This window comes from Pseudomonas guariconensis, from assembly GCF_900102675.1.
GTDB lineage: Bacteria > Pseudomonadota > Gammaproteobacteria > Pseudomonadales > Pseudomonadaceae > Aquipseudomonas > Aquipseudomonas guariconensis.
The window spans coordinates 181,760-197,309 of sequence record NZ_FMYX01000010.1 but is presented as its reverse complement, the minus strand read 5'-3'; the positions used below and the strand labels follow the sequence as shown (position 1 = coordinate 197,309).

General features: G+C 62.6%; 10 protein-coding genes. 5 read left to right on the top strand and 5 right to left on the bottom strand.

Features of this window, described 5'->3' with window-relative positions; genetic code table 11:
• Positions 1 to 117: 117 nt before the first annotated feature.
• Complete coding sequence (locus BLS27_RS17490; RefSeq protein ID WP_167358113.1) at positions 118 to 1,536, top strand: amino acid permease; 1,419 nt, start codon at positions 118 to 120, stop codon at positions 1,534 to 1,536.
• A 99-nt stretch (positions 1,537 to 1,635) separates the two neighbouring features.
• Here the strand turns inward: BLS27_RS17490 and BLS27_RS17485 are convergent, their stop codons facing one another.
• Entirely contained in the window at positions 1,636 to 2,985 is a 1,350-nt protein-coding gene (locus BLS27_RS17485; protein WP_070574284.1) for an NCS2 family permease, read from the bottom strand.
• A gap of 359 nt (positions 2,986 to 3,344) precedes the next feature.
• Here BLS27_RS17485 and BLS27_RS17480 point away from each other — a divergent pair, with 359 nt between their 5' ends.
• Both BLS27_RS17480 and aqpZ read left to right on the top strand, forming a co-directional pair.
• A complete protein-coding gene (locus BLS27_RS17480; RefSeq protein WP_070092105.1) occupies positions 3,345 to 4,100 on the top strand; it encodes a GntR family transcriptional regulator in 756 nt (251 codons plus the stop codon).
• A gap of 238 nt (positions 4,101 to 4,338) precedes the next feature.
• Positions 4,339 to 5,037, top strand: coding sequence for an aquaporin Z (gene aqpZ, locus BLS27_RS17475; protein WP_090346012.1), 699 nt, complete (start codon positions 4,339 to 4,341; stop codon positions 5,035 to 5,037).
• Here the strand turns inward: aqpZ and guaD are convergent.
• From guaD to xdhA, 4 genes are all read right to left on the bottom strand, one after another.
• Complete coding sequence (guaD, locus tag BLS27_RS17470; RefSeq protein WP_043215799.1) at positions 5,034 to 6,338, bottom strand: guanine deaminase; 1,305 nt, start codon at positions 6,336 to 6,338, stop codon at positions 5,034 to 5,036. The two genes, aqpZ and guaD, sit on opposite strands and share 4 nt — an antisense overlap.
• Before the next feature lie 10 nt (positions 6,339 to 6,348).
• Positions 6,349 to 7,194 carry a xanthine dehydrogenase accessory protein XdhC gene (xdhC, locus tag BLS27_RS17465; RefSeq protein ID WP_090345977.1) on the bottom strand — a complete coding sequence of 282 codons (846 nt, stop codon included), beginning with the start codon at positions 7,192 to 7,194 and terminating at the stop codon, positions 6,349 to 6,351.
• Between the two features lie 74 nt (positions 7,195 to 7,268).
• Entirely contained in the window at positions 7,269 to 9,668 is a 2,400-nt protein-coding gene (gene xdhB, locus BLS27_RS17460) for a xanthine dehydrogenase molybdopterin binding subunit (RefSeq protein WP_090345974.1), read from the bottom strand.
• Positions 9,661 to 11,115 (bottom strand): xanthine dehydrogenase small subunit, encoded by a 1,455-nt coding sequence (gene xdhA, locus BLS27_RS17455; RefSeq protein ID WP_090345971.1) that lies wholly within the window; start codon positions 11,113 to 11,115, stop codon positions 9,661 to 9,663. Before xdhA ends, xdhB begins: the two co-directional genes overlap by 8 nt.
• 269 nt (positions 11,116 to 11,384) lie before the next feature.
• On the opposite strand from xdhA, the gene BLS27_RS17450 reads away from it, so the two are divergent.
• Both BLS27_RS17450 and smc read left to right on the top strand, forming a co-directional pair.
• Positions 11,385 to 12,044 carry a GntR family transcriptional regulator gene (locus tag BLS27_RS17450; protein WP_070574271.1) on the top strand — a complete coding sequence of 220 codons (660 nt, stop codon included), beginning with the start codon at positions 11,385 to 11,387 and terminating at the stop codon, positions 12,042 to 12,044.
• 3 nt (positions 12,045 to 12,047) lie between these two features.
• Positions 12,048 to 15,536 (top strand): chromosome segregation protein SMC, encoded by a 3,489-nt coding sequence (gene smc, locus BLS27_RS17445; protein WP_090345969.1) that lies wholly within the window; start codon positions 12,048 to 12,050, stop codon positions 15,534 to 15,536.
• Positions 15,537 to 15,550 lie beyond the last annotated feature (14 nt).

The following is a 15,550-nucleotide window of genomic DNA, read 5'->3' as shown; positions in this document are numbered from 1 at the left end:
TCGGTGTCATCACCCCCGTCCAAGAAACCCAAGGTAACCACCTTGCCCATTCCGCTGCGCCACGAGCGCGGTGGGTCCGATTCCGTCACAGATAAAAACAAGCAGGTGACTTCGTTCATGAGTGGACAAAACATGCCTTCAGGCGAGCTCAAGCGTGGCCTGAAGAACCGCCATATCCAGCTGATTGCCCTGGGTGGCGCAATTGGTACCGGATTGTTCCTGGGCTCTGCCGGCGTGATGAAGTCCGCCGGTCCGTCGATGATTCTCGGCTACGCCATCTGCGGCTTCATCGCCTTCATGATCATGCGCCAACTGGGCGAAATGATCGTCGAAGAGCCGGTTGCCGGCTCCTTCAGCCACTTCGCCCACAAGTACTGGGGCGGTTTCGCGGGCTTCCTGTCCGGTTGGAACTGCTGGGTGCTGTACATTCTGGTCGGCATGTCGGAGCTGTCCGCGGTCGGTAAGTACATTCACTACTGGTGGCCGGAGATCCCTACCTGGGTCACTGCGGCGGGCTTCTTCATCCTGATCAACGCGATCAACCTGATGAACGTGAAAGTGTTCGGCGAGGCCGAGTTCTGGTTCGCCATCATCAAGGTACTCGCCATCGTCGGCATGATCGGCCTGGGTGCCTATCTGCTCACCAGCGGCAGCGGTGGTCCTGAAGCTTCGGTGACCAACCTTTGGGCCCATGGCGGTTTCTTCCCCAATGGCGTGAGTGGCCTGGTGATGGCTCTGGCGATCATCATGTTCTCCTTTGGTGGCCTGGAAATGCTGGGCTTCACCGCTGCCGAGGCCGACAAGCCAAAGACCGTGATTCCTAAGGCGATCAACCAGGTCATCTACCGCATCCTGATCTTCTATATCGGCGCGCTGGTGATCCTGCTGTCGCTGACCCCATGGAATAGCCTGGTCGCGAGCATCGATGCCTCCGGCGGCAGCTATGGCAGCAGCCCGTTCGTCCAGGTGTTCTCGCTGCTCGGTAGCGACGTGGCGGCGCACCTGCTGAACTTCGTGGTCCTGACTGCGGCGCTGTCGGTCTATAACAGCGGGACCTACTGCAACGCTCGCATGCTCTACGGCATGGCCGAGCAAGGCGACGCCCCGGCAAGCCTGGCCAAGATCGACAAGCGCGGCGTACCGGTCCGTTCGATCCTGGCCTCGGCCGGCGTGACGCTGGTGGCGGTGCTGCTGAACTACTTCATGCCGCAACATGCGCTGGAGCTGTTGATGTCGTTGGTGGTGGCTGCGCTGGTGATCAACTGGGCGATGATCAGCTACTCGCACCTCAAATTCCGTCAGCACCTGGACCGCACCGGGCAGAAGGCGCTGTTCAAGGCGCTCTGGTACCCGTATGGCAACTACCTGTGCCTGGCCTTCGTGGTGCTGATCCTGGGCATCATGCTGCAGATCCCTGGTATCCAGGTCTCGGTGTATGCGATTCCGGTCTGGCTGGTGGTGATGTATGCCTTCTACATGCTCAAGAGCAAGCGGAGTGGACAGGCCTCCGGCGCCGCCGGGTCCGTCGCCAAGTAAATCGGTTACCCACTAAAAAACCCGATGGCAGGGAACTGCCATCGGGTTTTTTTGTTTGAGCGAGAGAGGGTTCGAGGCGCCCTCGGCAGCGCCAGGCTCTCAGAGGAACACGAACTTGGCGATGAAGATCACGCAGAGCACCCACAGGCTGGCAGAAATATCCTTGAACTTGCCGGTCCCGGCCTTGAGCGCCACGTAGCTGATGAAGCCCAGGGCGATGCCGTCGGCGACCGAGAACGTGAGCGGCATCATGATCACGGTGACGATCGCAGGAATGCTGTCGGTCGCCTCGTCCCAGTGGATGTGTGCCATGCTGCCCATCATCAGCATGGCCACATAGATCAGCGCCCCTGCGGTGGCGTAGGCGGGGATCATGCCGGCCAGCGGTGCGAAGAACATGGCGGCGACGAACAGCAGGCCAACCACCACGGCCGTCAGGCCGGTACGCCCCCCGGCGGCGACGCCTGCGGCGCTTTCCACATAGCTGGTCACAGGTGGTACGCCGACGGCAGCACCGAACACGCTGGAGGCGCTGTCGGCCTTCAGTGCACGGGACAGGTTCTCGATGCGGCCGTCTTCACCGACCAGGTTGGCGCGCTGGGCCACACCCATCAGGGTGCCGGCGGTGTCGAACATGTGCACGAACAGGAACGCCAGCACCACGCTGATCATGCTGACGTTGAATACGCCCGCCACATCCATGGCCATCCAGGTCGGTGCCAGGCTCGGAGGCAGCGAGAACACCCCGCCATACTGGACCAGGCCCAGGCCCCAGCCTGCCAAGGTAACGGTGATGATGCTGATGAGGATCGCGCCGAACACACGGTGGTAGCTCAGTACCGCGATCATCAGGAAACACACTGCTGCCAGCAGCGGGCCAGGCTCATGGAGAGAGCCCAGCTTGATCAGCGTGGCAGGACTGTCGACGACGATGCCGGCGGTTTTCAGTCCGATCAGTCCGAGGAACAGGCCGACCCCCGCACCCATGGCGTGGCGCAGGCTGACCGGAATGCTGTTGAGCAACCATTCGCGCACGCGGGAGAGGGTCAGGGCCATGAACAGCACGCCGGATACGAACACTGCACCCAGTGCCGCTTCCCAGGTGTAACCCATGGTGCCGACCACGGTGTAGGTGAAGAAGGCGTTGAGCCCCATGCCGGGGGCCAGGCCCACCGGCCAGTTGGCGTAGAGGCCCATCAACAGGCAGCCCAAGGCCGCGGCGATACAGGTGGCAACGAACGCCGCACCATGGTCGATACCGGCATCGGCCATGATGTTGGGGTTGACGAAAATGATGTAGGCCATGGTGATGAAGGTGGTCACCCCGGCGATCAGCTCGGTCCTGACGGTGCTGCCGTGTCGCTTGAGTTTGAAAATCCGTTCCAGCCAACTCGTTTCGAGCGGTGGAGCGAGATCCAGCGTAGGGGCTTCGGATTTGCGGCTTTCCACAGCGAGTACTCCTCAAGTCTTTCTTGTTGTTTCGGAACCTTGGTCCTGCGCCAATGCACTTGGGCGGTTCCGCGAGGGGATTGGCAGACGTCTGATCGATTTGTTGACTTTCGAGTCAGAAAGTTGCTCGCTGGATTATGCTGTTGTGTACAAATAATGCAAATAATGTTTTATTTTTTGTGTGCGCGATCTGTCGCGTAGTGGCTATATGGGAAAAGGCCACCTGCAGAAATCGAATGGCCTGTGTACAATAGACCGATACCTTGGTCCCTTTATTTTCTATCCAGGACTTGCCAGCCACCCTCTGACAGGTATTACAGTCAAGGTCCCGACTGGCGGATCCTCGTGCTCGAGAACCCATGAACGAACAGCTGCAACCTCTGAAGAAACCTGCGCGCAATGGCAAGGCCGGCCGCAGCGGTACCCAGGACGACATCGTCTATGCGCATATTTTCGAGGCGATCCTCGAGCAGCGTCTGGCACCGGGCACCAAGTTGAGCGAGGAAGCGCTGGGCGAGATCTTCGGCGTCAGCCGCACCATCATCCGTCGTGCCTTGTCGCGCCTGGCTCACGAAAGCGTGGTGCTACTGCGGCCCAATCGCGGTGCAGTGGTGGCGAGCCCCACGGTGGAAGAGGCGCGCCAGGTGTTCTTCTCTCGGCGCATGGTCGAGCGCGCGATCACCGAGCTTGCCGTGCAGCACGCCACGATCGAGCAACTGAACGAACTGCGCCAGATGGTACGCGAGGAGCGCGACAGCTTCTCTCGTGGCGACCGGGGCGCGGGTATCCGCCTTTCCGGCGAGTTCCACCTCAAACTGGCCGAAGCCGCTGGCAATGCCCCCCTGATCAGTTTCCAGCGCAGCCTGGTTTCGCAAACTTCGCTGATCATCGCACAGTACGAAAGCGGCAACCGTTCGCACTGCTCCTACGACGAGCACATGCAACTGATCGATGCCATCGAGGCCCGTGACGCGGAGCTGGCAGTGAATCTGATGATGCATCACATGGATCACATCGACACCAAACTGAACCTGGACGAGGAGGGCGCCTCCGACGACCTGCATGCTGTGTTCTCGCATTTGCTGAAAAAGCCGAAGGTGCCAGTCAAAGGTTGATCGTTTGCCCGGTCTACGGGCAGACCGTAGCTACCAACGCCATCGCTCCCCACTCGGAGCGGTGGCGTTTTTCATTTCAGCCCCGCAATGATCGCTAATGGGGCGGAAAGCCAGTGCTGATGCGGTGTACGAGGGCTGCTGGCCTTTGGCCAAGGCTCTGCTAGATTGTTTTTTGCAAACCTTCATCAAGCAGTTGGGCTTGCGCATCCAGTGCATTCCACTACTTGAGGATTGGTTCATGAGTATGTCCCTGGGCAAGCGCATGGGTGCCGAGCTGGTCGGCACTTTCTGGTTGGTCCTTGGCGGTTGCGGCAGTGCGGTGCTGGCCGCAAGCTTTCCGACCGGCATCGGTATCCTCGGTGTCGCCTTCGCATTCGGCCTGACTGTACTGACCATGGCGTTTGCCATCGGCCATATCTCCGGCTGCCACCTCAACCCTGCGGTATCGTTCGGGCTCGTGGTGGGCGGGCGGTTTCCGGCCAAGGAGTTCGTGCCCTACGTGATTGCCCAAGTGATCGGGGCGATCCTGGCGGCAGCGGTGATCTACTTCATTGCCAGTGGCAAGGCGGGCTTTGAATTGTCATCGGGGTTGGCCTCCAATGGCTACGCCGATCATTCGCCGGGGGGATACTCGCTGGCGGCGGGCTTTGTCAGCGAGGTGGTGATGACGGCGATGTTCCTGGTGATCATCATGGGCGCCACCGACACGCGCGCGCCAGCGGGGTTGGCGCCCATCGCCATAGGCCTGGCGTTGACGCTGATTCACCTGATTTCCATTCCGGTGACCAACACATCCGTCAATCCCGCACGCAGCACCGGCCCAGCCCTGTTCGTCGGGGGCTGGGCGTTGCAGCAGTTGTGGTTGTTCTGGGTGGCGCCGCTGATCGGGGCGGCGATCGGCGGCGCGCTGTACCGAGGGCTGGCTCGGGAGCCTTAGCGCTGGTGCACGCAGCGACCGGCGGCGTAGGTTTCACGCACGGTGCGGTCGTCGCCCAAGGTGGTGAGCACGAACAGGGTTTCTTCGATGCTGTTGGACTGCTGGATGCGGTAGTCCAGAAGTGGGGTGGCCTTGTAGTCGAGCACCACGAAGTCGGCATCGTTGCCTGGGCGCAGGCTGCCGATGCGGTCGTCCAGGCGCAGGGCGCGGGCACCGCCGAGCGTCGCCAGGTATAGGGACTTGTACGGGTGCAGGCGCGCGCCCTGCAGCTGCATGACCTTGTAGGCCTCGTTCAAGGTGTTGAGCAGCGAGAAGCTGGTGCCTGCGCCCACGTCGGTGCCCAGGCCCACGTTGACCTTGAAGCGCTCGGCCTGAGGCAGGTTGAACAGTCCGCTGCCCAGGAACAGGTTGGAGGTGGGGCAGAAGGCCACAGCCGAACCGGTGTCGGCCAGGCGCTGGCACTCTGCGTCGCACAGGTGCACGCCGTGGGCGAACACCGAGCGCTCGCCCAGCAGTTCGTAGTGGTCGTAGACGTCCAGGTAGCCCTTGCGCTCAGGGAACAGTGCCTTGACCCAGTCGATTTCCTTGACGTTCTCCGACAGGTGGGTGTGCATGTACAGACCCGGGTACTCCTTGAGCAACTGGCCGGCCAGAGCCAGTTGTTCGGGGGTGCTGGTGGGTGCGAAACGCGGGGTCACCGCATAGTGCAGTCGGCCCTTGCCGTGCCAACGCTCGATCAGCGCCTTGCTTTGGGCATAGCTGGACTCGGCGGTGTCGGTCAGGTAGTCCGGGGCGTTGCGATCCATCATCACTTTGCCGGCGATCAGACGCAGGTCCAGACGCTGGGCTTCTTCGAACAAGGCATCGACCGACTCGGGATGGACACTGCCGAACACCAGCGCGCTGGTGGTGCCGTTGCGCAGCAGTTCCTTGAGGAAGATCTTGGCCACCTGGTCGGCATGGGCCTTGTCGGCGAACTGCTTTTCGCAAGGGAAGGTGTAGGTGTTCAGCCAGTCCAGCAACTGCTCGCCGTAGGAGCCGATCATGCCGGTCTGTGGGAAATGAATATGGGTATCGATGAAGCCTGGAGTGATCAGAGCGTGCTGGTGATGGATCACTTCGACGTCGGTGCCGAGCCTGGGCAGCAAGTCGCTGGCGTGACCCAGTGCACTGATGCGGCCATCTTCGACCACCAGCAGGCCGTCTTCGTAATATTCATGGGAGGCGTCGAGGCCCACCTCGGCCGGGTCGGCGATGCTGTGCAAAATGGCGGCTCGGTAGGCTTTGCGGGTTGCGCTCATAACGGTCTCGTCAATTGGCTTGGCTGCGCCGGGAGGGCGGCAGCAGTTGGGCGATTGGGCCTGAATTGGCGGCAGCGTCATGCTGGCCGAAGCAGGCGTTGTAGGTGGCGATGATTTCCGCGGCGATGGACACGGCGATCTCGATCGGCAGCTTGCCTTTGACCTCAGCCAGGCCCATAGGGCAACGCATCCGCGCCACGATGGCGTCGTCGTAGCCGCGTTCGCGCAGGCGGTGCTCGAACTTGACCCGTTTGGTCTTCGAGCCGATCAGGCCGAACCAGGTGAAATCATTGCGCTTGAGGATGGCGGCGGTCAGTTCCAGGTCGAGCTGGTGATTATGGGTCATGACGATGCAATAGCTGCCCGCTGGCAGCTCGGCGACTTCGTCGACCGGTTCCTCGCTGACGACCTTGGTCACGCCATTGGGGATGACCTCGGGAAACTCATGCTCGCGCGAATCGATCCAGCGTACCCGGCAGGGCAGCGCGGCGAGCAAGGGTACCAGAGCACGGCCGACATGGCCCGCGCCGAACACTGCGATCTGCGCCTGCACTGCGGCCATCGGTTCGAACAGCAGCACCGTGACGCCGCCGCAGCATTGGCCGAGGCTCGCGCCCAGGCTGAAGCGCTCCAGATGCGGGGTGGTGCGCTGCTCCGCGAGCATCTGCCGGGCGATGTGCAGCGCCTTGTATTCCAGATGTCCGCCGCCGATGGTGTCGAACAGACCCGCGGCACTGACCACCATCTTCGAGCCGGCGTTGCGTGGCGTCGAGCCGCGCTCCTCGATGATGGTCACCAGAACGCAAGCTTCACCGCGGGCCTGGTGGTCGGCGAGGGCGTTGATCCATTGGTGCATGATGCAGCCTCTCTAAGTTGCGCCACGGCCCCCTGTGGAAGCGGATGAACCGGCTCACACAGGGATTCGCGTTGTCAGTGAGTCACGGTTTCCAGTTCCTGCTCGGCGGGCTGCTCGGCGGCTACCGCCTTGCGCATCTGCTCGCAGCCCCACAGCACCCGCTCAGGCGTCGCCGGTGCATCGATCTGCGGTTGCACGCGGTAGTCGGCGATGCTCGCCACGGCATCCTTGATGGCGCACCAGGCGGCGATGCCGAGCATGAACGGCGGCTCGCCCACGGCCTTGGAATGGAACACCGTGTCCTCCGGGTTCTTGCGGTTTTCCACCAGCTTCACGCGCAGGTCCAGCGGCATGTCCGCCACTGCCGGGATCTTGTAGCTCGCTGGGCCATTGGTCATCAACTTGCCCTTGGCGTTCCACACCAGCTCTTCGGTGGTCAGCCAGCCCATGCCCTGGATGAAGCCACCTTCGACCTGACCGATGTCGATGGCTGGGTTCAGCGAGGCGCCAACGTCGTGCAGGATGTCGGCCCGCAGCATCTTGTATTCGCCGGTCAGGGTATCGACGACCACCTCGACACAAGCAGCGCCGAACGCGAAGTAGTAGAACGGGCGGCCGCGGGCCTGGTCGCGGTCGTAGTAGATCTTCGGCGTGCGATAAAAACCGGTGCTCGACAGTGATACTTGGGCGAAGTAGGCCTGTTGCACCAACTGCTCGAAACTGACGATCTGGTCGCGCACCCGCACGTGGCCGTTGCGGAACTCCACATCCTCTTCGGTGACCTTGTAATGCCGCGCGGCGAACTCGGTCAGGCGCTTCTTGAGGATTTCAGCGGCGTTCTGCGCGGCCTTGCCGTTGAGGTCCGCGCCACTGGAGGCGGCGGTCGGCGACGTGTTGGGTACCTTATCGGTGTTGGTGGCGGTGATCTGGATGCGTTCGAAATCGACCTGGAACACCTGCGCCACCACCTGTGCGACCTTGGTGTTCAGGCCCTGGCCCATCTCGGTGCCGCCGTGGTTCAGGTGGATGCTGCCGTCGGTGTAGATGTGGATCAGCGCGCCGGCTTGGTTGAGGAAGGTCGCGGTGAAGGAAATTCCGAACTTCACCGGGGTCAGTGCCAGGCCTTTTTTGAGCACCGGGCTGTGCTCGTTGAAGCGACGAATCGACTCGCGGCGCTCGGCGTAGTCGGCACTGGCCTCGAGTTCGGCGGTCATCTCCTCGAGCATGTTGTGCTCGACGGTCTGGTAGTAGTGGGTGACGTTGCGTTCGGTCTTGCCGTAGTAGTTGGCCTTGCGCACGGCCAGCGGGTCGAGCGCCAGGTGGCGGGCGATATGGTCCATCACCTGTTCGATGGCGACCATGCCCTGTGGCCCGCCGAAGCCGCGATAGGCGGTATTGGATGCGGTGTTGGTCTTGCAGCGGTGACCATGCACGGTGGCATCGCCCAGGTAGTAGGCGTTGTCGGAGTGGAACATGGCGCGGTCGACGATCGAGCCGGACAGGTCAGGCGAGTAACCGCAGTTGCCGGCAAGATCCAGGTTGATGCCGTGCAGGCGGCCGGTGTCGTCGAAGCCGACGTCGTACTCCACGTAGAACGGGTGACGCTTGCCGGTCATCATCATGTCTTCGACGCGCGGCAGGCGCATCTTGGTCGGCTGACCGGTCAGGCGCGCGATCACCGCGCACAGGCAGGCCGGGCTGGCGGCCTGGGTCTCCTTGCCGCCAAAGCCGCCGCCCATGCGGCGCATGTCGACGACGATCTTGTTCATCGGCACGTCCAGCACCTCGGCCACCAGTTTCTGCACTTCGGTGGGGTTCTGGGTGGAGCAGAAGACGATCATGCCGCCGTCCTCGGTGGGCATCACCGAGGAAATCTGGGTTTCCAGGTAGAAGTGCTCCTGGCCGCCGATGTGCAGGGTGCCTTGCAGGCGGTGGGGGGCGGTGGCCAGGGCGCTGTCCGAGTCGCCGCGCTGGTGGGTGTGACTGTCCAGCACGAAATGCTTTTTGCGCAGGGCCTCGACCACGTCCAGCACCGGTTCGAGGTCTTCGTACTCGACGATCGCCGCCATGGCGGCGCGGCGTGCGGTGTCCAGGTCTCGGGCGGCGACAGCAAGCACTGGCTGACCGAAGAACTCGACCTTGTCGATGGCCAGCAGCGGGTCGCCGGCGACCACTGGGCCGATGTCCTTCAGGCCCGGGATGTCTTCATGGGTGATTGCGATGCGTACGCCTTCGAAGGCGTAGCACGGCGTGGTGTCGATGCGCAGGATGCGCGCATGGGCGCGGTCGGCTGTACGCGCATAGACGTGCAGCTGATTGGGGAATTCCAGGCGGTCATCGATGTACACCGCCTCGCCGCTGACGTGCTTGTCGGCGCTGTCATGCTTGATGCTGCGGCCGACCCCGGTGGTCAGGTCCTGGCTGAACAGTTCGGCCATCTCGGCCTGGCTTTTGGCTACGTGATGGTTAGACATAAGCGGTCACCCGGGTTTCGATGTACGGCGATTGCAGTTCGATGAAGTACTTGCGCAGCAGGTTCTGTGCGGTCAGTAGGCGGTATTGCTTGCTGGCGCGGAAGTCCGAGAGCGGGGTGAAGTCTTCGTCTAGGGTCAGGCAGGCCTGCTCGATGCTGGCCTGGTCCCAGGCCTTGCCCTCCAGTGCGGCCTCGCAGGCGCGGGCGCGCTTGGGAATGGCCGCCATGCCGCCGAAGGCGATCCGCGCCTCGCGCACCACACCGTCCTCGATACGCAGGTTGAACGCCGCGCACACCGCCGAGATGTCGTCGTCCAGGCGCTTGGAAACCTTGTAGGCGCGGAACGTCCAGTCTGCGCTGGCACGCGGGACGATGATCTTCTCGATGAACTCGCTGTCCTGGCGCGCAGTGATGCGGTAGTCGATGAAGTAGTCTTCCAGCGCCAGGGTGCGCTGGGTCTCGCCCTGGCGCAGAACCACCTGGGCGTCGAGGGCGATCAGCAGGGGTGGCGAATCACCGATCGGCGACGCGTTGCCGATGTTGCCGCCCAGCGTGCCCTGGTTGCGGATCTGCAGGGAGGCGAAGCGGTGCAGCAGGGCGCCGAAATCGGGGTACTCCTCGTTGAGTGCGCCGTAGCAGTCGGTCAGCGGGGTGGCGGCGCCGATTTCCAGGTGGGTCTCGGTTTTTTCGATGCGCTTGAGTTCGGCCACGTGACCGACATAGATCATCACCGGCAGCGACTTGTGGAACTGGGTGACTTCCAGGGCCAGGTCGGTGCCGCCGGCCAGCAGACGCGCCTCAGGGTGCGAGCTGTACAGGTCGGCAAGGTCGGCCACGGTCAGTGGCACCAGGCAGCGCTTGTCGCCGCTGTTGAGCTCACCGGTTTCGGTCGGGGCGATCGCCTTGAGGCGGGCGATGGTCTGGGCTTGTTGCTCGTCGAACTGGTCGCGGCAAGGCTGGGCGCAGCTCTGCTCGGCCGCGGCAAGGATCGGGCGGTAGCCGGTGCAGCGGCACAGGTTGCCTGCCAGGGCCTCCTGGGCTTGGTGCAGATCGTGGCCGTCGCTGTTCTTTTGCAGGGCGAACAGGGACATGACGAAGCCTGGAGTGCAGAAGCCGCACTGGGAACCATGGCAATCGGCCATGGCTCGCTGCACGCTGTGCAGTTCACCCTGGTGTTTCAGGCCTTCGACGCTGATCAGCTGCTTGCCGTGCAGTGACGAGACGAACGTCAGGCATGAGTTGAGACTGCGGTAGCGCAGCGTGTCACGGCCCTGGTCGTCCTGGGTCAGCTCGCCGACCACCACGGTGCAAGCGCCGCAGTCGCCACTGGCGCAGCCTTCCTTGGTGCCGGGTTTGCCCAGGTGCTCACGCAGGTATTGCAGCACCGTCATGTTCGGGTCCAGGGCGTGCTCACTACGCAGCTCCTGGTTGACGAGAAACTGGATCACGGGGAAGGCCTCGCAATGGTTTTATTGTTGTTCGGTCGGACTCTAAGCACGCTTGACCATTTGGTCAATAAATTTCTGACTCAAAGGTCAAGAAATTGCGTGCGCCACGTCCCGACGGGACAAGATCGTCATATTCAAAGCATAGAACGCGCCGGCTTCGCAGCACGTCCACAGGTCGAATTAAAGCGCAGCGAACCCCTGCGCGACGGCCGGGCAAGTAGGCTACAATCGCCTCCTTGTGCCCCCGTTCAAGATTCTGAAGGAAAACCATGACGTTCAAGGCGCCGGACAGCCTCTCCGAGCAGATTGCCCATTACCTGGCCGAACGGATCATTCGCGGCGAACTCAAGCCGGGCGAACGGATCCAGGAACTGAAGGTCACCCAGGCGCTCAACGTCAGCCGCGGCTCTGTGCGCGAGGCGCTGTTGATCCTCGAACGCCGACATTTGGTGGCGATCCTGGCGCGCCGCGGCGCCCACGTCACCGAACTGGACGAACGTGGCGTGCGCAGCCTGTGCACTCTGATGGGCGAGTTCTACATTCTGCTGGGCAACGCGGTGGCCAGCAGCTGGCGCCATGAGCGTGATCTGGAGCCGTTCCTCGAGATCCAGCAGCGCTTGCAGCGGGCCCATGCCAACCAGGACATCGAGACCTTCGTCGCCGAGAGCTTCGCGGTGATGCGCGCAGCCTATCCGTTCGCCGACAATCCCTATCTGCAGGAAACCGTCGAAAACCTTCAGCCTGCTATGAGCCGCGCCTATTACCTGGCCCTGGACCAGCGCCAGGCCAACATGGTCGACTACCTCGAACTGTTCGCTCGCCTGCTCGAAGCCGTGGTCGCCCGCGACCAGGCACGTATCCGCGAGGTCTTGGTCGCCTACAGCCAGCGCAGTTGCGAGCTGGTGTTGGCGGCCCTGGCGCAGGTCTGATCGATGCGCCTGAAGTGCATTCGATTGGCTGGGTTCAAGTCGTTCGTCGATCCGACCACGGTCAATTTCCCCAGCAACATGGCCGCCGTGGTAGGTCCCAATGGCTGCGGGAAATCCAACATCATCGATGCGGTGCGCTGGGTGATGGGCGAAAGCTCGGCCAAGAACCTACGCGGCGAGTCGATGACCGACGTGATCTTCAATGGCTCATCCGGCCGCAAGCCGGTGAGCCAGGCCAGCATCGAGCTGGTGTTCGACAACAGCGAGACTACGTTGCTGGGCGAGTACGCCGCCTACGCCGAGATTTCCATCCGCCGCAAGGTCACCCGCGACGGGCAAAACACCTATTACCTGAACGGCACCAAATGCCGGCGGCGTGATATCACGGACATCTTCCTCGGCACCGGCCTCGGGCCGCGCAGCTACTCGATCATCGAGCAAGGGATGATCTCCAAGCTCATCGAGGCCAAGCCAGAGGAGCTGCGTAATTTCATCGAAGAAGCCGCAGGCATCTCCAAATACAAGGAGCGTCGCCGCGAAACCGAGAGCCGCATTCGTCGTACCCAGGAGAACCTGGCGCGCCTGACCGACCTTCGCGAGGAGCTCGAACGCCAGCTTGAACGCCTGCACCGCCAGGCCCAGGCCGCCGAGAAATACCGGGAGTACAAGGCTCAGGAGCGCCAACTCAAGGCGCGCCTGTCAGCCCTGCGTTGGCGCGAGCTGGATGAGCGCGTGCGCCAGCGCGAAGCGGTCATCGGCGATCAGGAGGTGGCTTTTGAAGCCCTGGTGGCCGAGCAGCGCAATGCCGATGCGAGTATCGAGCGCCTGCGTGACGGCCATCATGAGCTGTCAGAGCGCTTCAATCAGGTCCAGGGTCGCTTCTATTCCGTCGCCGGCGACATCGCCCGTGTGGAGCAGAGCATCCAGCATGGCCAGCAACGCTTGCGCCAATTGCAAGACGACCTCAAGGAAGCCGAGCGCACCCGCCTGGAAACTGAGTCGCACCTAGGGCATGACCGCACGTTGCTGGCGACCCTGGGTGAAGAGCTGGCGATGCTCGAACCCGAGCAGGAACTGACCTTGGCTAGCGCCGAAGAGGCGACCGCCACCCTCGAGGAGGCTGAGCTGGGCATGCACGCCTGGCAGGAGCAATGGGACAGTTTCAATACCCAGTCCGCCGAGCCGCGGCGCCAGGCTGAAGTGCAACAGTCCCGTTTGCAGCAGCTGGAGGCTGGCCTGGAGCGTTTGGCCGAGCGTCAACGCAAGCTGGAGGAAGAGCGCGAGCAGCTCGCGGCCGAACCCGAAGACGCCGCGTTGTTCGAGTTGACCGAGCAAGTGGCCAGTAGCGAACTGGAGCTCGAAACGCTTCAGATGAGCGAGCAACAGGTGCTCGAGCAGCTCGACGCGGTACGCGAGCAGTTGCAACAGTCTACTGAGACTCATCAGCAGTCCCAAGGCGAACTGCAACGTTTAGGCGGGCGCCTGGCATCTCTGGAAGCATTGCAGCAGGCGGCCCTGGAGCCCGGTGCGGGTGCCAGTGACTGGCTGCGCGGCCAAGGGCTGGAGCATAAGCCGCGGCTGGCTGAAGGGCTGCGGGTCGAGCCAGGCTGGGAGCTGGCGGTCGAGACCGTGCTGGGTGCCGATCTGCAAGCAGTGTTGGTCGAAGACTTCGCCTCACTGGATTTCACTGCCCTGGAGCAGGGCGAACTGCGGCTGCTGCTGGCGAGCACGCAGGGGGCTCGACTGCCGGGCAGCCTGCTGGACAAAGTCGAGGGCCGCACCGATCTTGCGCCCTGGCTCGGTCAGGTACGTCCCGTGGAGAGTCTCGAACAGGCCTTGGCCTTGCGAGCCGGGCTGACGGAAGGTCAGAGCCTGGTCAGTCGAGACGGATATTGGATCGGCCGGCACTTTTTGCGGATCAGCCGGGGTGGGGAGTCCCAAGGCGGGGTACTGGCCCGTGGCCAGGAAATCGAACGCCTGGGGCATGAGCAGCTCGAACTCCAGTCGCGTCTGGAGCAACTGGAGCAACACCTTCAGGACCTGCGCGGACAACAGCGCGACCTGGAAGCGCAGCGTGAACAGCTGCGCCGACGCAGTCAGGACGAAAACCGCCAGCTCGGCGAACTCAAGGCGCGGCTTTCGGCCGGGCGAGCCCGCGCCGAGCAGGTGCAGCTGCGCTGCCGCCGGCTGCAAGAAGAATTGGCCGAGCTGCAAGAGCAGCGGGCCATGGAGCATGAGCAACTGGGCGAGGCCCGTCTGCTGTTACAGGAAGCCCTGGAGCGGATGGCTCAAGACACCGAGCAGCGCGAGCAACTGATGGCCCGGCGCGACACTCTGCGCGAAGGGCTCGATCGTATCCGTCAGGAGGCTCGTCAGCACAAGGATCATGCCCATCAGTTGGCGGTGCGCCTGGGCTCCCTGCGGGCCCAGCATGATTCCACCCGTCAGGCCCTGGAGCGTTTGGAGCTACAGGCGGCACGCCTGAGCGAGCGCCAGGAGCAACTGAGCCTCAATCTGGAGGAGGGCGAAGCGCCGCTGGAAGAACAGCGCCTGAAGCTCGAAGAGCTGCTGGAGCGGCGCATGAGCGTCGATGAGGAAATGCGCCAGGCTCGTCTGCATATGGATGAAGCCGACCGTGAACTGCGCGATGCCGAACGCCGTCGAACCCAGGCCGAGCAACAGGCTCAGTTGCTGCGCGGTCAGCTTGAGCAGTCCCGCCTGGAGTCCCAGGGCCTGGATGTGCGTCGCAAGACGCTGCAGGAGCAACTGCTGGCCGATGGCTATGACTTGCAGGGTGTGCTCGCCACCCTCGAGCCCGAGGCAAGCGAGCAGGGCACCGAGCAAGAACTCGAGCAACTGGACGGGCGCATCCAGCGCCTGGGCGCAATCAACCTGGCGGCCATCGAGGAATACCAGCAGCAGTCCGAACGTAAGCGTTACCTGGACGCCCAGGATGCCGACCTGGTGGAAGCACTGGAGACACTGGAAAGCGTCATCCGCAAGATCGACAAGGAAACCCGTAATCGCTTCAAGGATACCTTTGATCAGATAAATGCCGGTTTGCAGGCACTTTTTCCAAAAGTTTTCGGTGGCGGCAGTGCTTACCTGGAACTGACGGGCGAAGATCTACTCGATACTGGGGTGACGATCATGGCGCGCCCGCCGGGCAAGAAGAACAGCACCATCCATCTGCTGTCCGGTGGCGAGAAGGCGTTGACCGCCCTCGCACTGGTGTTCGCCATCTTCAAGCTGAACCCGGCACCGTTCTGCATGCTCGACGAGGTCGATGCGCCGCTGGACGATGCCAACGTCGGACGTTACGCCAGGTTGGTGAAGGAAATGAGCGAAAGCGTGCAATTCATCTACATCACCCATAACAAGATTGCCATGGAAATGGCCGATCAATTGATGGGGGTGACCATGCACGAGCCAGGCTGCTCACGTCTTGTTGCAGTTGATGTGGAGGAAGCGTTGGCCATGGTCGATGCCTGATGAGCGAAGATAAG